We start from the raw sequence: 26,618 nt of genomic DNA, 5'->3' as shown, positions 1-26,618 counted from the left end.
GACCAGAAGGAAGAGCGGAGGGTATCCATGCCTGCCGACCTGTGGGCCTCGGCGGTCCAGCTGCTGACGGGCTATCCGATGCCCGACCGCTCGACCCTCTTCCAGGATCTCGCCGGCAGCGACGAGAAGACGCCGCTGATGAACGTGAAGGTCGAATCGCTCGGCAGCGTCGCCGCGGCCTACAAACTGTCGACCGTCGGCCCCAACGTGGAGGGCCACTCGTACGTACTCGGCTACTACACGGTCGGTGGCGGCGGCAAGGGCGGCGGCCTCGACCTCAACAAGATCTCGATCGACTTCCTCTGGAACCCGGCCGAGCGCCCCTCCCAGGCGGGCACTCCGCTCGACAACTACATCTTCGGCGGCTGGACCCTGCTCAACGCCATTGTGAACACCCCCTTCTCCACGCAGGGCCGTTCTTACGGAGGCCTCGTGGTCGACCCGCAGAACGCCGTCAACCTGCGGACGTTCTCCGACGTCGCCGGCGCCTACGACCGCTCCTTCCAGTACTTCAACGACGAGGAGATCGTCCTCAAGCAGTGGGGCGACTCCCTCGGGCACAAGGACGCGGACATGAAAGGGACGGCCGCCGACGCGTTCGCCGCCCTGATCAGGCGGATGGAGGAGAACTACAAGGGCTACAAGGAACAGCTCCTGCCGCCCGGCTTCTCGGCCAAGAACTACGCCCTGCTGCCGGTGAACGGCCGGGGCGCCTCCCTCACCAAACAGGGTGATTCCCTCATCGGTGCGGCGAACGCGGTCCATCAGTCGAGCTACGACCTGGTCATGGAGTGGCACAAGTGGGCGGCCACGCCGGTGTCCAACCCGATGCAGGCGTTGTCGAGCCTGATCTACGACGTAGCTCTCTGGATCCAGGCGAACAACCTCGGCCAGGGTCTGATGGACGTGAACGAGAACTCCAGCTCCTACATCATGGTGGCCGGCGGATCCTTCCAGCAGAACCACCCCCGATGGGGCGACCTCAGCCAGATCGACAGCTGGGGCAACATCGGCAAGGAGGCGGTCAAGCTCTGGAACGACGCCGTCGAGGCTGCCCTGGTGCCCGCCGGGAACAGACAGCTCAGCATCGTGAACAACGCCTTCGTCGATGCCACCGCCGTCCTGACGAACCCGCTGGTGACACGGAACACCTCGCCGATCGGTAGCGACGGCAAGGGCGGCAACGACGGCACGGGCGGCGACGACAAGAACAACCAGAGCGTCGACGACCTCCTGAAGAAGCTGGGCCTCGGCGGTGATGACGGCAAGGGCGGCACGGGCGGCGACGACGGCACGGGCGGGAACGACAGGAGGCTCCCGCCGCCCCCCGACCTGGGCGACCTGGGCGACAAGGGCGGCAATGGAGCCGACGGCACCGGGGGCCAGGACGGTACGGGCGGCGATGGCGGGAAGAACATCCCCGACCCCCAGAGCTTCCTCCGGGACGTGCCCGCCCCCGAACTCAACAACCCCGGTGGCACCGGCTCCGGCGGCGGCCTGAACGGCTCCGGCATCAACGTGCCGGGCGGTGTCCCGGGCGGGGTGCCCGGCGGCCTACCGGGCACCACCGGTTCCGGAGGCCCCGGCGGCAGCGGGAATCCGACCACCGGCACGCGGGTGCCCGCTCCGAACGTCAACCTCTCCGGCTCGGGCCTGCCCGGTTCGGGTCTCCCCGGCTCCGGCCTCCCAGGATCCGGGCTTCCGGGCACGCGGATCCCGGAGCCGGGCCTGCCGGGCTTGGGTCTGCCCGGCAGCGGGTTCCCCGGCGGCAGCAGTCCCGACGGGACCGGCTCCAGTGGCAGCGGCGGCCCCGTCATCCCCGTCCCGCCCACGACCTCGACCGTCGGCATCAAGCCGCCCAGCCTCCAGGGCCGGGACGGCGCGGGTTCCCCGATCGCCTTCCCCGACGGGAGCACCCGTACCGTCCTGCCCGACGGCAGCGTCGTCACCACCAGCCCGGACGGGACGAAGGTCACCCGCAACCCCGACGGCACCACTCTGACGGAGAAGCCCGACGGCACGAAGATCACCACCGAGCCCGACGGGACCACCACGACCGTCAAACCCGACGGCGGCAAGAGCGTGCTGCACCCCGGCGGGGTCGTCACCGTGACCACCCCCGACGGCCACACCTCGTACGTGGGCCCGGACGGCAAACCGCTGGGGGAGCGCCCGGACATCCCCCTCACTACACCGCCGCTCCCCAGCCTCAACGGCTCCGGCTTCGACCTCCCCGGGGTGTCCGGCGCCGGCGGCCTCCAGGGCTCGGGCGGTGGAGTGCCGGGTGGCGCCGGCGGTACGTCCGGCGGCGGCGGAGGCTCGCTCCTCGCGAACCCGCCCAGCTACGAGGAGGCGGGCTACGACCTGTCCACCGACTTCCCCGCCTACGGAGTGGACGCCCTCGGCGGCGCCCCTGCCGGCGGCGTGCCGGGCGGTTCCCCCGCGACCGGGGCCCCGCCCATGATGCCCCCCATGGGAGCCGGGGGCATGGGCGGCGCCGGCGGCGCGGGCGGTGGCATGGGCGGCGGTGGCGATCGGGTCCGAGAGTTCACCGGGGATCCCGCGGGCTCCTCCCACCGGATGGCCCAGGGCCCCGGCGGTCAGGGCGTAGGCGGCACGCCCCCGTACATGCCCCCGCCCGGGGGTGGTCAGAACGGCGGCCAGCAGACCCAGAGTTCCGACCGGGAGCGGGCCAACTGGCTGGCCGAGGAAGAGGACGTCTGGGGCACCGAGGACGAGGGCAACCCGGCCGTCCTGGGCCGGGAGGAGCCCGGCGCCAGCGGTGGGAAGCGCAACGCCTTCATGACGGGAGAGAACGGATGAGCTCGTCACAGCACTCGATCGAGGAGCGCCTCGCCATGGCGATCGCGGACCTGGAGGCCTCGGAGCGCGCGGCCGCCCAGGCCCAGGAGCGCGTCCGCGGCATGAGGGTCTCGGCCACCTCCAAGGACCGGTCCGTCGAGGTGACCGTCGCGGGCACCGGCGAGATGGCGGCCGTCCGCTTCCTGGAGAGCCGCTACCGGAGCATGGCGGCCCCGCAGTTGGCGGCCTCCGTCATGGAGGCCTTCGGCAAGGCCCGGTCCCTCGCCTCCCGGGACGTGAGCGAGGTGGTCAAACCGCTCACCGACAGCGTGAACGCCCTCAGTTCCATGTCCGGCACGCCACAACTGCCCGGCATCCCAGGAACCCAGGCCGACTGGGGCGCCCTGATCGGCCAGTTCCTCGGCCCGGCGGCTCCCCCCGAGCCCGAGGGGGCCGCCGACCGGCCGGGCGGACGGCGCCGGCAGCGAGGCCGCGCCCTCTACGACGAGGTGGACGGCGACCCGCACGACTGAGCGGCGGCGGGTGCGGCCTGCCGGACCGGTGACCGTCGCCACCGCGTACGTCAACTGACGCAAGCGTCGCAGGACTTCCGGGCACAGAATTGCCCCCCATCACTCCACCATCGCACCACGGCACGACACCGGGAGTAGGCATGCCCTCAGGTTTCGAAGCGTCCGCCAACGACGTCCTCAACGCGACCAACGTGCTGCGCAATTTCACGCTGGCCGTGGACCAAGTGGTGCGGGTGTTCGACGACGGCGTGAACGACACCATCACCTGGTTCGGGACGGGCACGGACGAGTTCGCCAAGAAGGCGGGCCCGGTCTACCTGGAAACGGTCGACATCACGCGCAAGACGCTGGTCGCCATCGCGGAGGCCCTCACGGAGCTGGCCAACGGCACGATGGAGAACGCCAACGAGTTCCTCAGCCACCAGGGTGACGTCCTCTCCTCGATCAAGAAGGAGAACGACGGGCAGTCCGGGCACCGCGGATGAGCCCCGCCCTGGACCCGGGACTCGGCGGCTGGCCCGAATGGGCCAGGGTCCTGGTCAAGATCCTGACGGGCGACGAGCCTCCGAGCGCGCTGCCGCAGAAGGCCGTGGACGCAGGGCAGGTCTACGAGCGACTCGCCCGCGACATAGACCAGTTGATGGAAATGGCCAGAAACGTCAGCCTGAAGATCGGCGACGGAATGCCCGAGGAGGCGCGCAAGCAGTTCCAGGGGGTCGTCGACAGCTTCACCTCCGGCCGGGGGAAGACGCGCCTGGACGAGTTCACGGGTCAACTGCACGGTGTGCGCCTCGATCTGGAGGACAAGTCGCGGCAGATCTACGAGATGTACTGGCAGGTCATGGCCGCCCTGATCCAGATGCTGGCGTTGCTGGCCTGGGTGGCGTTTCTGGCCGCGTTCGGCTTCGGCGGCCTGGCGGGCCTCCAGGCTCAGATCCTCAACCAGGCCCGTGTGGCCGTGCTGGCCGGCATCCTCCAGCTCCTCCAGCGCGTCAAGGTGCTGCCGGGCGTCTTCGAGGCGTTCGAGGAGGCGTTGCTCTCGTTCGCCGTCCAGCTCGCGAACAAGGTCTTCGGCAACAAGCTCTTCAAGCGGGACTCCCTCGACTGGGGGGCGATCGGCAAGGACGCCCTCTTCGGGTTCTTCGCGGGCGGCATCGGCGAGATACTCGGCGGCGCCTTCAACAAGGGCAAGGACCTCCTGTCCAAGGTGGGCCGCAACTCGCCGGACTTCGGCAACGGCGTCAAGAACCAGACGAACTGGGACCGGGTGGTCAAGGAGGGCTACGGCAACGCCAACGACTTCGTGTCCGAGGGCTTCGGCGAGAGCCTCGGCGCCGCGGCGATGGGTCTGTTCTTCGCCGGATACTCGTTCAGTTGGGCGACCTTCGTGTCCGCCGGCAGCAGCGGCGTCGTCGAGCGCAACCTGGAGGGGGGCGCGGAGGGCGGGGCGCGCTGGCTCCGGAACAAGTTCGTGAACCCGCCGCCGACCCCGGACGGGGTGAACCGCGACTCCGGCGGCGCTTGGCCGACCCGCACCTCGGACCCGAACTCCGGCTCGGGCCCCGGCTCGACCCGGAGCCGCGACGGGAGTAACGACAGGAGCAGCGGCACGAACGGCCGTAGCGGCCCTCGTACGGACATCAGCTCGGGCGGCGGAACCCGCCGCCGGCCCCTCACGACCTCGGACGGAGACCGGAACGGAACCGGCGGGACAAACCCCAGCCCCAGCCGCACCGGGAGCACCAGACGGGACGGCGGTGGGAATCCGAACGGGACCGGCGGCCGCGACAGCAGCGGTATCCCGAACGGGAACGGCAGCGGATCCACCCGCCCGCCGGGCGTGGCCACCAGCACCCGGGACCTCCCCGACCTTTCCACCTATCAGCCCGGCGGCGACACCCCGTCGCCCGGGCCCTCGATGCCCACCCCGGACGCCTTCCGGAGCAACTCTGGCCAGGACCCCTGGCAGCTCCCGAACCAGTCCCAGGGATTCCTCGCGGACCCAGGCGGTAGCTCCGGCACCACCCCGTCGAACGGCCAGGGCGGCCGCCCCCTCACGGTGACCGGTCCGGGAAGCACGGGCGGCGACGTCATCCCCGACGGGCAGCGCCCCGGACAGCAGCCCGTGCCGATGCCGGTCCCCGCAGCGGACGGAAGCACGGTCCAGGCTCCCGGTACCAACCCCACCTCCGGTACCAACCCCCCTCCTGGTACCAACCCGTCGGACCCGGTGGCGGCCACGCGCCCCGTGCCGCAGCCGGGCTCCTTGGAGACCAGCGGCCCCGCTTTCCAGACGGATGGAGGCCCGATCGACACCGGCGGCACGAGCGTCATCGAAAGCGACGGCGTCGCCAGTGACACCGGCACGATCGGCACCGGTACCACCGACGGCGACACCTCCACCACCGACACCAGGACCACCGGCGTCACGGGTACCGGCAATTTCAGCGAATCGGGGCCCCTGGACCGAGAAGTAACGGGCCAGAGCGAGCTGACGGTCGATCAACAGGAAGCCCTGATTACCCAGGGCGCCATCCTGCGCGCCTCCGCCCCCGGTCAGGACAGCCTCGTCCTCGCGCTGGAGGCCTCCGCCCCGGATCTCGTCACCGGAACGCCGACCGAGATCCGCACCCACCTGGCGGACGCCCTCGTCGCCGAGCTGAACGCCGACCCGGGCGCCGGCTCGCGGCCGCTGTGGGACGCCGTCGACGAGCAGTCCCAGGCCGCCGTCGCCGCGGACCGTACGGCGGACCGGCTGCGCGTCGGTGACCCGCTGCCGCGGTCGGAGATCTACCAGCAGGAACTCCGGGCCGTGCACGACACCTGGGGCGATGACAACCGGCGCTCGCTCGCACACGCGATGCGCACGTACACCACCGCGTCCGACGCCACGGACGATGTCCTTCCCCTCGTGGCCGGACGGGTCTACGGGCTGACCGTCAACGTCGTGCAGCCGGACGGCAGCATGATGCTCGTCGGCTCGCCGGACGGGCGCTCAGTGACCGTCGCCCGGCTGCCGAGGAATCGCCGCACCACAGAGCAAGGACACGACCGTGACCGGTGGCTGGCAGCGGCCAGGCCCGAGGACTCACCCGAGGCCGTTCGCCTGTCGACCGAGGCCTTCCAGCAGCGCTGGGAGCAACTCCCCACGGACACGGTGGGGTTCGCACGCGCTGCCACCGCGGCGCGGTCGCTGCTCGCCGAGCACGGCCGGGTAGCCGGACCGTTCACTTCCACGCCGTTCTCCGACCTCGACGGAGTCGACCGGGCGGCCCGCCGGCTCGCGGTCGTCCTCCACGGCGACAGGCTCTACCAGGACCTCGACCGTCGCGACGAGGCCCTGGCCTGGGCCCTGCACCTGCTCGGCGATCCCGCTCCGCCCAGGCCGGTCACGGAGTCCTCCGCGGAGACCGACACCGTGTCCGACGCCGTGTCCACGACGGGGACGGACCTCGACACCCTCGTCGAGGAGCAGGAGCAGGACCAGGATCAGGAGCAGGACCACGACAGCGACGCCACTCGTATGTCGGAGCGCTCCTTCCAGCGCCGCTGGGACAAGCTCAAGAGGGACACGCCCGAGCTGGCGGAGGCCGCCGCCGCGGCACGCTCGCTGCTCGCCGAGCACGGCCGGGTCACCGACCCGCTCAGCTCCACGCCGTTCGCCGACCTCGACGACGCCGGCCGCGCCGCCCGGCGCCTCACCCACACGCTCCACACCGACCCCGGACTCCGTACCGATCCCGCCCGCCGAACCGAGGCCCGGGCCTGGGCGCTGCAACTGCTCGAAGACCCGCTGTTCCCGCACGGGGCGGCCCGTTCCGCGCCGGGCAGTCCGGCCACGGAATCCTCCGCGTGGTCCGACGAGGACCCCGACACCTCCTCCCTGTTCTCGGTCTCCTCCGTCTCCTCCGTGTCCTCGGACGAAGGCTGGGAGCCGCTCACGGACGTGGACGACTCGGACGTCGCGTACGCGGATCCCGCCGAGCACGGCGTACCGAGTGAGCGCGCCGAGCCCGGTACGCCGTCCCCGCCCGCGTACGAGGAGCGCGCCGTACCGCCCGCGGAACCGCAGCCGGAGCTGCCCTCCTACGCGGAGGGCGATGCGGCGCCCTCCTACCCGGCGGACCGGGTGAACCCGGCCGGCTCACCGGCTCTGGTCTCGGCCGTCTCCAAACACCTACGGGCGGACCGGGGCCGTACGGCACGGCTGCTCGCGTACCAGTGGTTCGACGTCAAGGCCGTCGACCGGTTGCGGCGGGAGCTCGGGCTGCGCAGGAGCAGCGACCTCCTGGACCTCGCGGAGAGTATCGGGCGGGTCCCGGAGGACCTGCCGCGGATCGCCGCCGAGATGGGGCTGACGCCGGTCCGCCTCTACAAGATGGCCCGAGACCTCGGTGCGGATCCCCGCCACGTCTCCGCCGTACTCGGTCCGGCCCTGCGCGAGGGCGGGGACCGGGCGGCGCGTGACCTGGCGCGTTCGGCGGGCTGGACACTAGGTGCCCGGGACGGGCATCCCGAGGCGGGTTCCCACCCCCAGGGCAAGGGCTGGCTCCTGGCGGTCGCCGCCCACTACCAGGTGAGCTGGGAAGGGCTGACGTACCCCGGCCAGGGGCTCGCCCACTACCTGGCCCGCCGGACCTCCACCGCTCCCGTCCTGACCCCGCCCGACCACATCAACCTCGCCGAGCTGGTGGAGGAGTGGGGCTGGGACCTGGGGTTCGGACCGCGGGGCGGGAGGTTCGGCACGGCCGCATGGGAACTCGACAGCAAGTCGCCGCCTCCCGAGGAGGAAACTGCCCCGTCCGTGCACGACCAGGTGGCCAGGGCCTCCCAGCGGGCGGTGGCCCTGGTGGACGGCCTGCTCACGAACAGGGGCGCAACGCTCACCCCGCAGCAGCGCGCCGCCCTTGCCGAGGCTGCCTCGGCGCACCTCTTTCGCGATCCCGCCGACACAGAGGGGGCCGGCACGGCCGCGGCGCGGCTCCTCGACGAGACGAAGCGCGCCGCGGAAGCGGCCAAGCTGCGCACGAACCTGCCCTTCGATCCGACGGCGTTCGACCGGCTCTGGGAGAGCGCCCGGCGCGAGGCCGTTGGCGAAAGCCTGGACTCGGCCCTGGCGGACGCGCGCGGCCTGGTCGGCCCGCTGCGCAGGCTTCCCGCCTCGATCGACCGCGACACCGCCCCGTACCACCGCCTGGGGCCCGCGGATCAAGTCGTACGCCGCGTCGCGCACCACCTCTACACCTGGCCCGGCGACACCGAGGGCGCCCGCGCGCTCGCGCAGCGGCTGGTCGGGGACCTCCCGGCAGCGCCTGTGGACCCTTTCCGGCGGGTCGGTGGCGCGAACCCCGAGAAGACGGCCCAGCCCGTCCCGCAGCAGCCCACGGCCTCGACATCCTCGCCCACCGCCGCGGCCCTGGAGACCATCCCCGAGGTCGCCGAGGAAGAGCCGGCCGCGGACGGCGCGGTGGGGCGGGAACCGCCGAACGGGCAGGAGCTCGCCGCCTCGGAGCAGCCCGCCCCGGAAGAGCCCGGGCCTGTCCAACCCCCGGCGTCCACCCCCGGGATCGTGGCGCCCGCCTTCGTGCGGGGCGGCGCCATCGGCTCCATGACCGTGGAGACCGTACCGGCCTGGACCGAGCAGCGCGCCCGGCTGTGGGCCGCGGCGACCACCCTCCACCTGGACGGGGCGATCAGGCCGGAGGTGGAGGAGGCCGTGGTCCGGCTCCTCCTGAGCACCACCCCGGAGGCGTGGTCGGCCTTGCTGCGCGACGGTGTCCGGCTCGCGGTCGGGGACAAGCTCGTCTGGCTGCTGCCCACCCCCGCGGACCTCGCGGTCCCGGTGCCCGGCTCCGGGCCGGCCCCGGGCGCCCTCACCCGCTACCGGATCGCCTTCGGCTCCACCAGCTACAGCGGGGAGCGGTCGACGGAGACCAGCACCGGCCTGGAGTCGATGCTCCAGTTCGGCTTCCAGCTCGCCTCCGCCTTCGCGTCGGCCGCCACCGCGGGCGTACCGCACCTCGGACTGTCCTTCGCGCGCGGCCGCTCCAGCAGCTGGGAACAGGAGGTCATCTCCGGCCTGAAGCCCCTCACCAGGGGAACGGCCACCTTCGTCAGCTCCCTGCGGATCCAGATCTTCCTGGACGGCGTCCAGCAGCAGCACTCCGTCGTGGTGCCGCGCGACCTCGGGGTCGAGTTCCCGAAGATCTTCTCGGCGCCGCCGGCGCCCCTGCGGCTCGACTCGGTCAGTTCGCCCTCCGACATCCCGGCCGGCCGGGAGAGCGCGGCCGACCACACCCAGGGCACCCTGCACGCCCTCGACCTCGTCCCCGTCGTCGCCGGAATCCAGGCCAGGCTGCGCGGCGTCGGACTGCGGCCCGACGCCGCGGCCTCGGTGTCCGCCGAGATCCAGAAGGTGGTCAGCGAGGCGGCGGCCCTGGACCGCAGCCGCTTCTGGTTCACCAGCGGCGACCGCACCGCGCCGATCCGGCGCAAGCTGAGCAGGTTCTCCGAGTTCAGGGGCCACCTCGTGGTCCGCGCCGAGGTCACCGGCGCCACGCTGCGCGAGGTGACCGACGCCCTGCGCACCCGGGCGGACCTCGGCCTGGGCGCCACCCGCGGGCAGTCACGCAGCGGTTCGAGCGGAGCCTCGCTCTCCTTCGGGAACTCGGTGCTCGGACTCACCCACGACCCCGTCGAGGACCGCCCGCGCGGGGTGCTGCCGCTCGCCACGGTCACTGTCGGATCCACTCGGAGCGACGGCTTCTCGACCTCCGCCAAGACCCAGAGCCACACCGTGCTCAACACCGCCGCGCAGGAGTACGCGCGGTACGACGCCGAGGTCCGGCTCAGCGTCACCATCGAGTCCGACACCCACCCGGGCATCGAGCCAGTCGTCCTGGAAACGTACGGGGAGATCGGCGTTCCGTGGCGGTACGGACAGGGCGCGGCCGACTGGGAGACGCGCACCCTGGGCGCGATCCGCACCCCGGGGCTCGACACCCACGCCAACCCCGGGACCGGTGCCGTCGACGGCCCGGACCCGGACCCGCAGCCCGAGGCCGGCCCCTCGGCGGCGGTGACCGCCCTCCTGGCAGCCGCGGGCCTCCCGACCGGCGCCCGACCGGCCCCGGCGACCCCAGACCCCGCGCACTCATCGGAGCCCTTGCCCCTCGCGGCCCGGACACAGGACGCGCAGGGCTTGGGCTTCAGCACGCTTCTGGCGCTGCCGGGTTCGGAGTCCGTGCTGGAAGGATTCGCCGATGCCCTGCGGAGCATGGCCGGTACGACCAAGGTCACGGCTCCCGTCCTGCACCGGCTTTCCGTCTTCTTCGGCACTCCCGCCCTGGAAGGCTCCCTGGCCGACCTGCTCGTGGGGCGTACGCACGTACTGAACCTGAACGGGAATCAGTATCGGCTGGGGCTCAGGGCGACGCTCGGCCGGCGGCTGGGCGGCGCCGACTACCCGCTGACGGTCAACACCCGGGCCACGGCGGCCTGGGGGCTCACCGGCAGCATGTCGACCGGGTGGAGCGTCTCCGGGGCATTGGGCGCTGCCCTGCGGGTCCCCGCGGGCACCCGGCTGCGCATGCAACTGGGGGCCCTCCGGGGCCGCTTGCAGTACGACAGGGAACGGGGCGACGAGCTCGTCGCCGCGGTGAAGGAGACCAACCGGCACGAGACAGGCGGCCTGGTCCACCAGGGGAACTACGAGCTCCGCTGGGCGCTCGCGGTCCACCGGATGTCCTCGACGGGCACGGTCCGCCAGAGCAGGGGATGGGAACTGGACACGCCGGGAGGGACCTCGGCCCAGCTCCTCCTGCCGAAGGTGTTCGCACCCCCGACCCCTTACGCACCTGCCGTACTCGGGCCCGTCGGGACGGTCACCCGGTACGACCGGGAGCCTGCGGACCTCGCGGGGGAGGCCCGCGCCGATCTCACCACCAGCGGCTCCTCCGGCGTACGCCCGACGTTCCTCGCGGTGCGCGCCCTCGGGCGGCACCTCGCGGAGGTCTACCAAGACCTGAACGGCATGACGGGGGAGTGGCTCGCCGACTCCGCCCTGTGGCCCGAGGAGTTCCTCGAGGCGACGGGCCCCGACACCCTGGCCGCGTACTTCGGGGCACTGACCTCCGCCGAGGGCTTCGAGGTGGCCCTGCCGGACCGTGACGGCTGGAAGCAGCGGCTGACCCTGCGCGTGGCCGCGTACAACGCGCGCGGTCAGGGGACGACTTCGGACCCCGTGGAGATCGAGCAGTACAGCCAGCTGACCTCCCGCCGTGCCATCGAGACCGGCAGTGCCGTTACCGGCGCCCTGGCCTTCCAACTCGGTCCGCAGGGGAGCTGGGGCGGGGACGAGGCGGCGGAGACCGACGAGGAAGACGGCTCCCCGCAGCAGGAACAGCAGGGCGGCGGTGCTACGAAGAGCCGCGCGGCCGGAATCCTCCAGGTGACGGGCAGCGCGGTGCGCGGCACCTCGCTGAAGACGGCCGAGGGCATGATGAGCATCAGCCGTGCCACGTACGGCGGCACGAAGGACCGGCTCACCGCGGACCCGGTGTTCCACGTACGGCTCGACCGCCGCAAGGGGGTCCGTGCGGAGTCCGGGGAGCGGTGGCTGCGGGTCCAGGCCGGGCTGGAGATGCTGATGCCGACGTGGCGCGCGGCGGAGATCCTCCGGCCGGCCCCGGCGCCTTCGGTGGGCGCGGTGCCTTCGCCGGAGCCGGAGCCGGAGCCGGAGCCGTCGGCGGATCCGTCGGCGGGGCCGTCCTCCGCCATGCGGTCCGCCGTACCCGGGGCCACGCCCCCGGCTCCGCCCACCCCGCCGCACACCACCCCGACGCACACCTACGCCGGGCAGCTCCTGCGCGTCGGCGTCGCGCATCCCGAGGTGTTCCGCGCGGACGGCGCGCTCGGCGAGATCCAGCGCCTGCTGTCCGCCCGCGGAGTCACCTCCCCGGGAGTGCTCGACGCGGTGCGCTCCGCGTTCTCCCCGCGCTCCCTCGCCGCACAGGTCCCGGCACTGCTCGGCTCAGGCGTCCTGCGGGTGATCCCGAAGCCCTCGCCGTTCGGTACGACCGAGTACCTGGCCGTCAGCGTGCGCATGGAGTCCGTGGCGGCCGCCCACGCGCAGACCGACCACCCCGACGTCGAACTCACGGGCCGCGCCCAGGGTTCCTCCGAGGAGGCCGACGACACGACGACCGGGTACTCCTTCGGAGGCGAGGCCGGCGTCAAGCTCCGGCTCGCCGCAGAAGGCTCCGGCGCGAGCCACGGGCACGGCGGGTTCGAGGCGATCGCCGGCTACTCGCGCAGCCGCGGCGCCGGCACCACGAGCTCGACCTCCGAACTGGACATCCACCGCCTGGCGGTGGGCGGCGCCACGGCCTTCACTCACGCCTTCACCCTGCGCGTCGGCATCAGCATGTCGAAGCAGCCCATGGAGCTCGTCTCGGCGCCGATCCGCCTGGTCACCGGCGCCTACGCCGCGGCGATGAGCACGCCCCTGCTGGCCGGGGGCCTCGGCCTGCGCTTCAACCCGGCCTTGGGCACCGGCCTCGGCCGGTACGCGCAATGGCAGGAGACGGCGACCACCGCGGGCTCGATGCGGCTCCTGGTCCCGACGCGGTTCACCGTCCCGAATCCGGCGGCGGTGACGGCGGACGGGACGCCGGACCCGGCGCCCGCGCCGCTGATCCACCGGCCCCGGGGCGAGAACCCGCGCTGGGCCGACCCGGCGCCGGAGGGCGAGGGCCGGGACGGGGTGCTCGCGTCCGGCGACCTGGCCGGCCTGCTCGCGGACCACGTCATCCCCCTCGACATGCCCGCGGCCCACGCCGTGCAGCAGTGGGCGAGGTACGCCCCCGCGCCCGTGGGCCGGCGCCCCGACCTCGCCGCCATCGCGGCGGAGGAGCACCCAGGGCTTTCCCCGTCCGAGCTGACGACGATGGCCGGACTGCGGTACGCGCACGCCACCAGCACCGAGGTGATGCGGCCGCGGCTGGAGGACCTGCTGCGCGGCAGCTACGAGGTCCCCGTGGGGAGCACCACGCGGACGGTCCGCTTCGAACTCTCCCGCCTGCGGCGGTTCGGGCCGTCCGAGGGCACCGATCTCACGGCCCGGCGCTACCAACAGTCGGACAGCTCGGCCGAGGCGTCCACCCACTTCAGCTCCGGGGTGGACACCACTCTGGGGCCCGACGGCGGCGGAGACTCGGACGGCGTACGGCTCTTCGAGCGGCTCGTGGGCTCGTACGGCCGGTCGTCCGGCGAGGACACCACAGCCGGGCAGAGCCGCACGGAGGAGGCCAATGCCGTCTCCCAGTCCGTCTACGGCGGACTGGAGGCCGACCTGACCGTCACCGTCGGGGGAGTGCTGCGCTTCGACGTCCCCGCCGGTCTGCACCTTCTGATCCGGCTCGACGGCAAGGGCCGGATGGTGGACGAGACCGTCGACGGCCTGCTGTCGGCCCTGACCGAAGGGGCCGAGGAGGACGGCTCGTCCCGGCAGCCTTCCGAGAAGGCCCTCGGCAAGCGCCGGGACCCGCACGGATCCGACCCGGAGGACTCCGCTGAGTCACGAGGGCGCACAGAGCCCGAAGACGCCGAAGGGACCGAAGAGAAGCCCGAGACCGAAGAGTTCGAGGGAGCCGACGAGCTGAGCCAGTCGGCCGCGGACGCCCTCGCCCGGCTGCGTCGCGAAATTCCCGAAACCTGGCAGGAACAGCTGGGCGACGCCTCGAGGCTCCTAGCCCTGCCCATGGCGGTGACGGACCAGGACCGGATCGCGCAACGCGAAGCGGTGGTGCTGACCGCCGCGGTCCTGTACGACACTCCGCACGAGACGGTGGCCCTCCTCGACCACCACGGCGCCCGGCGCGCGGACAAGGGCGAGCCGCCCGCCCGGGGCACCGCCCTCCTCGCGGCCCTGCACGAGGCGCTCCACGGCCTGCCCGTGGGTCAGAGCCCCCGCAAGGGCGGCTCGCAGGCTGGCGGCGCCCCGGGACACGAAGGCGTCGACACCCCTGGCGCCTCGGGCTCGGGACCCCGCTCCCCGGATCAGCGGGGTCCCGAAGACGCGGTGCTTCCGCCGAGCCCCGCCATCGGCGCGCTCGTGAGCAGCGAACCAGACGGCTTGGCGGGCGAGCTGGGCCCGGTGAACGGGCCGGCGCCGGTGGACGAGGGTGCGCCCGAGCCGGATCCCGTCACCCTCCCGGCGCAGCCCCTCGCGACCCCGGCTCCGGCACTCCAGGCCCAGGCCCCGCTGCACCAGCCCGTTCCCGTCCCCGACATGACCACGACGGACTGGGTGCGCGCCAAGGACTCCCGGGACGCGACCCTTCTCTTCGCTCCGCCCGAGGCCTTCACCACCCCGACCCTCAGGCAGTCCGCCGGGGCCGGCACCTTCGACCTGCCCGACCAGCGCCTCCACGCGGCCATCCGTGACGCGGTCCTGGACGCGGTCCCCGACTCCGCGCGCGAAGGCGTGCGGCGGGAGCTCGAGGACCGCTTCTCGGCGGAGAACTTCATCAGCGAGCTGCCGCAGGCGATCGGTGACCGCCTCGTCCTCGGCCTACAGGCGGGGGGCAGGCGCTTCGAGGCCGCCGTGCGCGTGCGGGTCGGTGACTGGCGGCAGCTCACCGACCCGCACGGCCGCCGCCTCCCCGGCACCGAAGACCACCTCCCGCCCACGGTGTCCGCCAAGCGCGAGCCGCGGACCCGCCAGCTCTTCGAATCGGGGGAGTCGGTCGGCAGCAGCCGGACCCGGGCCCACGGAGTCGCACTGCCCGCCGCACTGTTGCTCAACCACTCGCTCGAAGCGATCCCGCATCTCAGCTCGGTGGCGGCCGTCTTCAGCTCGGTGCTCGCCGGGTACAGCGCGGCCTCGACGAGCACGGTCTCCTCGGGAGCGACCACCGCCCGGTACACCAAGGGCACGTTCCGGGCCGTCGACTTCCTCTATGACGTGCTCTACGACGTCACCGTCCAGGCCGTCGGCGCGTCCAGGGCGCCGCGACAGCACCAGGCGGTCCTGGAGGGCGCACTGGTGGGGCGGCACGACCGGCAAGTGCTGCGGAGCCGGCCCAAGCCTCCGGAGGGGGTCACCCACGCCACCTCCGCGTGGTGGGCCACACCCGAGCAGTCCACCGACGACGCGGATTCGCAGGAGGAATCCGGGATCCACACCCCGGCCACGCCGTACCGCTGGGACGCCGGAACCACTCTGCTCAGGAACGTCCTGGGTTCCCTGGGGCGGCACCGGGAGCGCGCCGCCGCGAACACCACGGCCTACCAGGAGTGGTGGCCGTTCGGCCGACCGAGGGCAGCGGGTGGTACGGACCCGGCCGTCACGGTGACGGTCCCGAACCAGCAGGACATCCCGTTGCACGTACCCCGTACCTCGGTCGTCGAGTCCTTCGACCACACCGAGGAGCTGCGTCGCGCCGTGCTCTCCGTACTGCCGGACTCGATGTCGCGGGTCGGCACGCCGGAGAAGGCCGCGATCGACGCCTTCACCGCCGTCCATTCGATCGCCGGCGCCCTCCACCGGGCCATGTCCGGAGGCTACTTGTCCGTCCCCTTCAACACCGGCGGCGGAGCGACCCAGGCCGTGGAGCTCCGCACCGACTTCCTCGGCGCGCAGCTGGTCACCGAGGAGGACGGCACGGCCCAGGTCGACTGGATGATTCACATCGACACCGAGGACGTGAACGTCGACAACGTCGCCCACCGCAACAGTGGAAGCGACGCCATGTCCCTTTCCTCGACGGTGCTGTTGGGCGCGAACACGGGGAAGTTCGCGTCGACCGTCTCGCTCCCCGCCCTCGGGGGAAACCGCTCGGTGGGGGTGTCGGATCCCGGACAGCAGGCGGGCTCGGTGACCCTGCACAAGATCAAGCTGGAAGAGCCCACCGTGGTGCTCACCGGACGCACCCGCACCACGGTCCGGGGCCGCGGCGGCGTGAGGACCGTGGACGGCACCGCCCGGCTGCGCATCCTCCTGCAGGACGCCGTGCGCCTCGGGCTGATGGACGGACGGCGCGTGCCCCGTGCCACCGTGGACGGACCGCAGGCCGGGAACTTCGAACTGCACGCCCGCACTTCCCCCGACCGGAACCTGCGCTTCGCTCCCGCCCTGGGGAGCTGGCTGCCCCAGCTCAGCCGGGTCGACCAGGTGAACCACGACGACGCCGGGCGCCTGCTGGACCGGGTGATGAGCGCGGTGCGCGCCGCGGCGCCGGGCATGCTGCCGCCGGAGACGGGCGAGGAGAACCAGGCGGCGAAGGCCCACGAACACACCAACCTGATGACCGTCGCCAACCTCGTGCGTCCCGAACCGCTCGCGGCGCGACTGCACGACATCATGGGCGGCGGGATCTCCGTCGTGCTGAGCAGGCCCGCACTCCTCACCGGCCCGCAGGAGGTGGTGCTGACCCTCTCCGGCACCCTCGCCCCGGACACCTTCACCCACCAGGGGATGTGGGACGGCAACAGCGAGACGTACTACGGCGGCTTCTACGAGCTCCAGGGCAGCCGGTCCACCGCCTACTCCGTGGAGGGCGGCTTCGACGTACCGCTGAACCACACCACGAGCCCCGACTGGTTCACCATCCGCGGCGCGGGCGGCCGTATCGCGCCCCGCGTGGGCACCAGCTGGGTCACGACCACCGGCGGCGGCTTCTCGGTGGGCGGCGCCTCGGGCGGCGGTTCGCGGTTCATGGCCGGCTTCGAGGGCGCCGTCCACATCAACGTGACGGTGACCCCGTCCCGTCGGACCGCGACGCCGGAGGCCACCGCGGAACTGCCCGGCGCCCTCACCGACGGCGGCGGTGAGGCCATCGAGATGACCCCTGTCGGGCCCACGACGGGCACGGCGGCGCACGAGACGGCGATGACCGCCGCGGAGGAGGGCCGGGCCGGGCAGGACACGAACGCGCCGGTCGAGCTGAACCTGCGCCTGATGGTCGCCGACGACCTCCTGGAGGAGCAGGGGCCGGACGGCGTGTGGCGCGACTCGGTCAGCATGCGTTCGCACCTCGATCCGGACACGCGCGTCGCCAGCCGGGAGCTCCACTCGGACCCGCAGGAGCCGCCGCTCGTCCACGTGCCCGGCGAGAACGAACGCCTGCCGCTGCACACCCTGTTCCTGGCGGACACCAGCACGATGCACGCCGCGGTGGACGGCCTCCTCACCGACCTGAACGTGTCCCTGGAACCCTCGGAGCAGGTCGGACTGCACACGGCGCTCAATGCCATGGGCTCGCGCGTCGAGGACTTCATCGGCGGCAGCCGCCCCTTCTGGACCCGCACCGTCGGGCGGGACGCCTTCGGCATGCCGAAGCGGATCGAGATCTCCCTGCGGGCGACGGTCAAGGAGATGAGGACCAGGGGGGTCAGCCAGACCTCGTACCAGTACGACCACACCCTGACGACGGCATCGGTGAGCGACAGCGCCACCCGCGACCTCATCAGCATGAGCGGGTCCCTCGGTGCGAACCTCTCCCTCACCAGCGACCCCCGCCCGCAGGGGTACGGCGGAACCGCCGCGGAAAGGAACGCCGCCACCGACAACTCCCATACGGGGGTGGCCGGCTACCGCTACGGAAGGGGAGCGCCACGCACCCTGTCGGCGAGCGCCGAGGGACAGAGCGACCGGGTGGACATCGTCACGGGTCCCCAGGAGCACATCCACGCCCGGATGGAATACCGCCTCGTCGCCAAGGTGTCCTCCCGGAGCCCCGTGGCCCTGGGGCTCGATCCGGCCACCGCGCACACCTACGGGGAGCGCACGGCCCACCGCACGATCGAGGACGCCCACGCCCTGCTCGTCATCCCGGCCGGGCGCGCGGAGCGGATGCGCGAGGCGAGCCGCAGGCGCGCGGACGAGACGGGTATCGCGGGGCCCCTGCCGCAGTCGCCGGTGCCCGTCATCACGGTCGACGGCGGCCCGTTCCCCAGCACCCACCCGGCCGACGGCCTGGGCCACGCGGTGCTGTACGACATCCCCGACCTCACCCCGGTGGTCGAGCAGGCCCGGGACGCGCTCTTCCGGCGGCTCGATCCCGATCACGCCGAGCTCGTACTGACGCGCCTGCGCGCCGCCCTGGCCTCACGGCAGGGCGCCAAGGCCGCCCTGGAGCCCATGGCCTCCGGTGTCTTCCGGATCGTGGTGCCGTACCGGGGCGCGCTCTCCACGGCGCTCGCCGTGGTCACGGCGAGGATCGACCTTTCCCGTCCCGTCCACACGGGCGAGGCGGACACCCTCCACGTCATTGAGGGCAAGAACGTCCGCCGGGACGACGTCTCCGCCTCGGCCTCCCACTCCTGGTCGCACTCCGGCAACGCCGGCTGGAACTACGGGCACAACCCGCACGATACGGACGGCCCCGTCGTGGACGGGGGCGGCGGCGGTGGATTCGGCGTCACCTACGGGCAGGGCCGCTCCCTCGGCGCTTCCCTCGGCCAGACGCGCAGCTCCGGCATGCTGCACGTGGACGCCCACCCCGCCCTGGTGGCGTACGACGTCGCCATCAGCATCTCCCTCGACCTTCACTGGGGAGCCACCGCCTCGACCGCCCTGGTCGGACCGGTGCTCACGCTCATCGGCAGGCACACCCGGTACGCACTCGCCGAGGCGAACCTGCCCGGGGCGCTGACCCTGGCGTACCCGCAGCAGCTGATGCAGCCCGGACCTCCCCGGGGCACCGACCGGCCGGCTCCGCGCACGATCCCCGCCCACGAAGCGGTCGTACGCACCGGCCTGCGGCCCGAACCGGAGGACCTGACCGAGTCGTTCATCGGCACCATCGCAGGACTGCGCGACCTCCTGGCACAAGCCGAGGACCTGCTGGAGCAGAACGCGGCGTCGGCACTCGGCGGCAACAGCTGGCACGGCGCCCGGGCCCACGTCGGGAGCCGCCTGGCCGTCGTGTTCAGCATGGCCTGGCTGCACCAGCGCACCGTCCACCTGCTGAGCGGCGGAACGCTCCGGGTCCCCCTCACCGTCCCGGGCGCCTTCATGAACGAGGGGCTCACCCTCGTCCTGTCCCTCGACTACGACAGCCTGACCCCCACCTCGACGCACGGCGCGGGCGAGGGGACCATCACCGGCACGATCGTCAAGGACTTCAGGCGCTCGCACCGCTCGGTCGGCGGCGGTGTCGACGCCGCCCTCGACCTGCGGGGATCGCTGTCGCTGCGGTCCGGCCTGGCCACGGAGGGCCCGGACGTCCTGAGGCCCGGGATCACGGCGGAGGCCGGACGCACCCGGGGGACCGGACAGAGCGGAGGCGGACTCTCCAGCATGCTGGAGAGCGGGGACAAATCGATGGGCACCTGGGGTGCCGAACTGGACGACCCGGCCCAGCGGAAGTTCGCCCACCTCTCCGTGGGACGGGCCCGCTGGAACATCGGCCTGGAGCGGTCGGGCGGAACCGGATTCGGCGTCCAGGTCACCGTGGAGCAGGACGCCCTCACCTTCTTCGCTCCCGAGGAACGTGCCGCGCAGCTCCTCGCACTCGAGCCGAAGGCCATCACCGGGCCCCCGCTCGTGGGCGCGGAGCCCGCGCGGCACGGCCTGCGTCGCTTGATGCCGGGCGGCTGGCCGCCGGGCACCGATACCGACACCGAGCCGGCCGAGGTGAACCCGCCCCCCGCCGAGGCCTTGACCGAGTGGGCCCAGGAGGAGGACGGCCCGTCCCGGCAGCCTTCCGAGAAGTCCCTCGGCAAGCGCCGGGACACCAGGCCGTCCGCGACCGAAGACTCCGGCACCTCGGAGCAGCGGGAGGAAGGCTTCGAGGGCGTCGACGAGCTGAGTCCGCGGGCCGCGCAGGTCCTCACCCGGCTGCGCCGCGAGCTTCCCAGCGCCTGGCAGCGGCAACTCGGCGCCGCCTCGCGGCTCCTCGCCCTGCCCCTGGCGGTGACGGACGGGGACCGGATCGCGCAGCGCGAGGCGGTGGTGCTGACCGCCGCGGCCCTGCACGACACGCCGCACGAGGCGATGGCCCTCGTCGAACACCACGGTTCCCGACAGCCCGACAAGGGTGAGCCTCCCGCCCGGGCAACCGCTCACCTCGCGGACCTGCACGAGGCGCTCCGCGATCTGCCGGTGGGCCGCAGGCCCGGCAAGGGCGGCTCCGTCCCGGCCGGCCGGGTCGATGACGGCATCGACACCCCGGGCGCCTCGGGCTCCGGGCACCTCCCCGCAGCGGTTCCCGTCCGGGACATCACCCCGACGGAGTGGATACGGACCCGGGACGCCCGGGACGCGGACCTCCTCTTCGCTCCGCCCGAGGCCTTCACCGCCCCCAGCCTCAGGCAGTCCGCCGGGGCCGGCACCTTCGACCTTCCCGACGAGAGCCTTCACGCGGCCATCCGCGACGCGGTCCTGGACGCGGTCCCCGAGGCCGCGCGCGAGGGCATGCGGCGGGAGCTCGAAAGCCGTTTCTCGGTGGAGAACTTCATCAGCGAGCTGCCGCAGGCGATCGGTGACCGTCTCGTGCTCGGCCTGCACGCGGGCGGCAGGCGCTTCGAGGCCGCCGTGCGCGTGCGGGTGGGCGACTGGAGGCAGCTCACCGACGCGCACGGCCGCCGCCTAGCCGGTACCGAGAACCACGCGCCGCTCATGGTGTCCGAGAAGCGCGAGCCGCGGACCCGCCAGCTGCTCGAGTCGGGGGAGTCGGTCGGCAGCAGTCGGACCCGGGCCCTCGGCCTCGGGCTGCCCGCGGCGCTGCTGCTCAACCACACGCTCGAAGCGATCCCGCACCTCGGCGCGGCCGCGGCCACCTTCAGCTCGGTGCTCGCCGGGTACAGCGCGGCGTCGACGAGCACGGTCTCCTCGGGAGCGACCACCGCCCGCTACACCAAGGGCACGTTCCGGGCCGTCGACTTCCTCTACGACGTGCTCTACGACGTCACCGTCCAGGAGGTTGGCGGATCGACGGCCCCGACCCAGAACCAGGCGGTGCTGAAGCGGGCCCTCGTGGGCCGGCACGACCGCCAGTTGCTGCGCAGCCGCCCCAAGCCCGCGGAGGGAGAGATCACCTACGCGACCTCCGAGTGGTGGCGGCAGACACCCGGCCCGTCGGAGGTCGCGGAGGCCACCGAGATCCAGATCCCGGCCGCGCCGCTCCGCTGGGAAGCGACCACCTCCTTGCTCACCAACGCCCTGCCGAACCTGGGGCAGCACCGGGCCCGCACCGCCCGGGACAGCGCCGCCTACCAGGAGTGGCGGCCGTTCGGTCCGCCGGCCGCGCAAGGAGGAACCGGCGGTACGGACCGGGCCACCACGGATCCGGCCACCACGGATCCGGCCGACACGGATCCGGCCACCACCGCGGGGTCCCCGAACCGGCCGCGCAACCCGCTGCGCGTGCCCCGTACCTCGGTCGTCGAGTCCTTCGACCACACCGAGGAGCTGCGCCGCGCCGTGTTCTCCGTGCTGCCCGATTCGATGTCGCGGGTCGGTACGCCGCAGAAGGCCGCCGTCGACGCCTTCACCGCGGTCCATGCGATCGCCGGTGCCCTCCACCGGGCCATGTCGGGCGGCTACCTCTCCATGCCCTTCAACACCGGTGGCGGAGCGACGGAGTCCATCGAACTGAGCACCGTGTTCCACGATGCGGCGCTGGTCACCGACGAGGACGGCACACCTCAGGTCGACTGGCTGATCCACATCGACACCGAGGACGTGAACGTCGACAACGTCGCGAGCCGCTACAGCGGGAGCGACGCCGTGACCTTCTCCGCAGCGGCACTGCTGGACGCGGCCGGCGGGCAGCTGGGGGCGAACATCGCCGTCCCCGCGCTCGGGGGCCGCCGCGCCGTGGGAATGTCCGACCCCGGACAGCAGGCGGGCTCCGTGACCCTGCACAAGATCAAGCTGGAGGAGCCCACAGTGGTGCTCTCCGGACGCACCAGCACCACGGTCCGCGGCCGCGGTGAGGCGAAGACCGTGGAGGGCACCGCCCGCGTACGGATCCTGCTGCAGGACGCCGTGCGGCTGGGGCTGGTGGACGAACGGAGCCGGCCCCGCGCCACCGTGGACGGGCCGCACGCCGGGAACGTGGAGCTGCATGCCCGCACCGCACCCGGCCGGCGGCTGCGCTTCGCCCCGCTGCTGGGGGGCTGGCTGCCCCAGCTCAGCCGGGTCGATGAGGTGGACCACGACGACGCCGAACGGCTGCTGGGCCGGGTGATGCGCGCGGTGCGCGCGGTGGCGCCGGACATGCTGCCACCGGACGACGGGAACCCGCCCGCAAACCTGGTGGTCGCCCAGGCCCGGTCGGTGCGCGGGGTGAAGACCCACGAGCACACCAACCTCATGACCGTCGCCAACCTCGTGCGTCCCGAACCGCTCGCGGCGAGGCTGCACGACATCGTCAACGGCGGGATCTCGGTCGTGCTGAGCAGGCCCGGGCTGAAGGGTGCGCAGGAGGTGGTCCTGAGCCTCTCGGGCACCATCGACCCGGACGGTTTCACCCACGAGGGAATGTGGGACGGCAACAGCGAGACGTATTACGGCGGCTTCTACGAGCTTCAGGGTGACCGGTCCACTTCCTTCTCCGTGGAGGGCGGATTCGACGCACCGCTGGGCTACAACTCGACCCCCGACCAGTTCACCTTCCGCGGCGCGGGCGGCCGTATCGGGCCACGACTGGGCACCAGCTGGTCGTCGACCACCGGCGGCGGATTCTCCGTGGGCGGCGCCTCGGGGGGCGGATCACGGTTCATGGCCGGCTTCGAGGGCTCGGTCGACGTCAACGTCACGGTGACACGGTCCCTGCGGTCCGCGACGGCCCAGGCTCCCGCGGAGGATCAGGTCCCCGTGGGACAGCCCGCCGCCGTCACGGAGGACGGCGCAGACACCTTCGAGATGACGGACTTCGGGACCGCGAACGCGACCGATCCGGTGGCGCAGGACGCGGCGCAGACCGCCGCGGAGGAAGGCCGGGCACGGCCGGATGACACCACCGGGCCGGTCTCGCTGAAGCTGCGCCTGATGGTCGCCGACGACCTGCTGGAGGAGCAGGGGCCGGACGGGCGGTGGCACGACTCGGTCGCCATGCGCTCACACCTCGACCCCGGGACGGGCCTGGCCGGCCGGAAGCTCGACCCGGAGCAGGCGGAGCCACTCGTGCACAGGCCGCAACAGCACGAACGCTTGCCGCTGCACACCCTGTTCCTGGCCGACACCAGCCGGATGCACGGCGCCGTGGACGGACTCCTCTCCGATCTCCACGTGGACCTGGAGCCCTCGGAACGGGTGGGCCTGCACACGGCAGTCAGCGCCGTGGGCTCTCGCGTACAGGACTTCATCGGCGGCAGCCGCCCCTTCTACACCCGCACCATCGGCCGCGACGCCTTCGGCATGCCGATCCAGCTCGAAATCCAACTCCAGGCGATCGTCGAGGAGATGAGGACCAGAGGAGTCAGCAAGACCTCGTACCAGTACGACCACACCCTGACCACGGCCTCGGTGAGCGACAGCGTCAGCCGCGACCTGATCAGCATGAGCGGATCCATCGGTGTGAGCGCCACCTTCGCTTCCGACCCCCGCCCCGAGAACTACGGCGGCACACCGGAGGAGCGGGGCGCGGCTACCGACCACACGCACACGCCCTCCCTCGGTTACCGCTACGGATCGGGATCCCCGCAGACCCTGTCGGCCGGCTCCGAGGGGCAGAGCGACCGGGTGGACATCGTCACCGGCGATCAGGAGCACATCTACGCCCGGATGGAGTACCGGTTCGTGGGCAAGGTGTCTTCCTGGAGCCCCGTACCCCTGGGAACCGATCCGGCCACCGCACATACCTACGGGGAGCGCACGGCCCCCCGTACGATCGAGGAGGCCCATGCCCTGCTCGTGATCCCGGCCGGGCGCGCGCAGCGGATGCGCGAAGCGGCCCGCGTCCGCGAGGCCGGGACCGGGGCGGCCGGGCCGTCGCGACTGTCCCCGCCGTCGAGCACGGGCGTCGGGGGCACGTTCCCCACGTCCCACCCGGCCGACGGCCTGGGCCACGCGGTGCTGTACGACATCCCCGACTTCGCGCCTGTGGTCGAAGACGCCCGTGCCACGCTCTACCGCCACCTGGATGCCGGTCACGCCGAACTCGTCCTCACGCGCCTGCGCGCCGCCCTGGCCACCCGGCAGGGCACCAAAGCAGCCATCGAGCCCATGGCCTCCGGTGTCTTCCGGATCGTGGTGCCGTACCGGGGCAAGGCTTCCACGGCGCTCGCCGTGATCACGGCCAAAGTCGACCTCTCGAACCCCGTCCACGCGGGCGAGGCGGATACCCTCCACGTCATCGAGGGCAAGAACGTCCGCCGGGACGACGTCTCCGCCTCGGCTTCCCACTCCTGGTCCCACTCCGGCAGCGCCGGCTGGGGCTACGGGCACACCACGCACGACCCGTCCCGGCCCGTCCTGGACGGGGGCGGCGGCGTCGGCTTCAACGCCTCCTACGGGCAGGGGCGTTCCCTTGCCTCCTCCCTCGGCCAGACCCGCAGCTCCGGCCTGCTGCACGTGGACGCCCACCCCGCCCTGGTGAGGTACGACGTACGCATCACCCTCTCCCTCGACCACTACTGGGCGGCCACGGCGACGCCCGGGCTGGTCGGCCCGGTGCTCACCCTCATCGGAAAGCACACCCGGTACGAACTCGCCGAGGCGAACCTTCCCGGGGAGCTGACCCTCGCACACCCCCGGCAACTGATGCGGACCGAACCTCCCACGGGACCGGGCCGCCCGGCAGCGCACGCCACCCCCGCCCACCAGGCCCCGCGGCGCACCGGCCTACGGCCCGAACCCGATGACCTGACCGAGTCGTTCATCGGCACCATCGGCGGACTGCGCGAGCTCCTGGCCCACGCCGAGGACCTGCTGGAGGAGAACGTCGGCCCGGCGCTCGGCGCCCACAGCTGGCACGGCGCCCGAGCCCACCTCGGGAGCCGCCTCGCCGTCGTGTTCAGCATGGCCTGGCTCCACCAGCGCGCCGTGCACCTGGTGGGCGGCGGCACGCTGCGCGTCCCGCTCACCGTCCCGGGCATGTTCACCAACGAACAGCTGACCCTCGTCCTGTCCCTCGACCACGACAGCCTCGACCCCGTGCCGGCGGAGGGCGGGGCGACCATCACCGGCACGATCGTCAAGGACTTCCGGCGCTCCCACCGCTCGGTCGGCGGCGCCGTCGACGTCGCCCTCACCCTGAGGGGATCGGGATCGCTGCGCTCCGGCCTGGCCACGGAGGGCCCGGACGTCCTGCGCCCCGGTATCACCGCCGAGGCCGGACAGACCCGGGGAACCGGTCAGAGCGGAGGCGGCCTCTCCAGCATGCTGGAGAGCGGGGACAAATCGATGGGCACCCTTGGCGAAGGACTGACCGACTCCGACCGGCGGAAGTTCGCCCAGCTCTCCGTGGGTCGGGCCCGCTGGAACATCGGCCTGGAGCGGTCCGGCGGCAGGTCGGCCGGCGTCCAGGTCACGGTGGAGCAGGACGCCCTCACCCTGTTCGCGCCCGTGGAGCGGGCCGTCCGGCTCCTGGCTCTGCAGCCGGAGGCCATCGCCGAGCCACTCGTGGGCGACCGGCCTCCGTCGCGCGGCTTGCGGGGCCTGATGCCCGGGGGCTGGTGGGCGGACGCCGACTCCGACACGGGGTCGGACACCGAGCAGGAGGAGGCACCCGCACAGCTCCCCGAGCCGGCCCCCTGGCCGGTGCTGCCCGCCGCCGAGGCCCTGATCGACCTGCGCCCACGCGGCCGCGAGCAGGTGGGACCGCAGGTGGAGACCCGGAACCTGCTGTGGGACGGGGACTCCGTCGCCCCGCTCGCTCCGGCGCCCTGGGGGGCCGTCCGGGTGCGTCTGCTCCTCTTCGAACCGGACGGCGGCAACCTGTTGCTCCCCGACCCGCAGGGCACCTGGGAGTCGTACGCCCCCGACCTGGCGGCGGCCCACATCGCCGACACCCTCGCGAGGGCGGGAGTGCGGGTGGGAGCCGGGGTGGTCCCGGAGGCGTTCGTCCTGGTCGGGGCGGGGGACGAGGACGGTCGGCAGGACCTCGCCTTCCACTTGTCCTACGTGACGGGCACCCCGGTATGGGTCGCCGTCACGGCGTCACGCCTAGAGGCGGGCCCCGACGGGATCGCCCGCGTCCGTACCGAAGCGGACGGCCAGTGGATGCGCGTCGATCCTCCGCGGCCCGAGGAGACGACCGGGCCCACCGGGGACTGAGCGGGCGCACGCGAGAGGCGGAGGCGGCCCCGATGACCGGGACCGCCTCCGCCTCT

4 protein-coding genes are annotated in these 26,618 nt (G+C 72.8%); all 4 read left to right on the top strand.

The window, feature by feature from the left end; genetic code table 11:
* Positions 1 to 27: 27 nt before the first annotated feature.
* The 4 genes from OG247_RS01245 (at position 28) to OG247_RS01230 (ending at position 26,562) form a co-directional block, all read left to right on the top strand.
* Positions 28 to 2,823: an AAWKG family protein gene (locus tag OG247_RS01245; RefSeq protein ID WP_327250387.1), complete on the top strand. Its 2,796-nt coding sequence runs from the start codon at positions 28 to 30 to the stop codon at positions 2,821 to 2,823.
* Positions 2,820 to 3,335, top strand: coding sequence for a YbaB/EbfC family nucleoid-associated protein (locus tag OG247_RS01240; RefSeq protein ID WP_327250386.1), 516 nt, complete (start codon positions 2,820 to 2,822; stop codon positions 3,333 to 3,335). The genes OG247_RS01245 and OG247_RS01240 overlap by 4 nt, the downstream gene beginning before the upstream one ends.
* Positions 3,336 to 3,475: 140 nt before the next feature.
* On the top strand, positions 3,476 to 3,820 hold the full coding sequence (locus OG247_RS01235; RefSeq protein ID WP_327250385.1) for a hypothetical protein: 345 nt from the start codon (positions 3,476 to 3,478) through the stop codon (positions 3,818 to 3,820).
* Positions 3,817 to 26,562, top strand: coding sequence for a hypothetical protein (locus OG247_RS01230; RefSeq protein WP_327250384.1), 22,746 nt, complete (start codon positions 3,817 to 3,819; stop codon positions 26,560 to 26,562). Before OG247_RS01235 ends, OG247_RS01230 begins: the two co-directional genes overlap by 4 nt.
* Positions 26,563 to 26,618 lie beyond the last annotated feature (56 nt).

Source organism: Streptomyces sp. NBC_01244, assembly GCF_035987325.1.
Classification (GTDB): Bacteria; Actinomycetota; Actinomycetes; order Streptomycetales; family Streptomycetaceae; genus Streptomyces.
The sequence above is the reverse complement of the archived record's forward strand: the minus strand, read 5'-3'. Positions and strand labels throughout refer to the sequence as shown.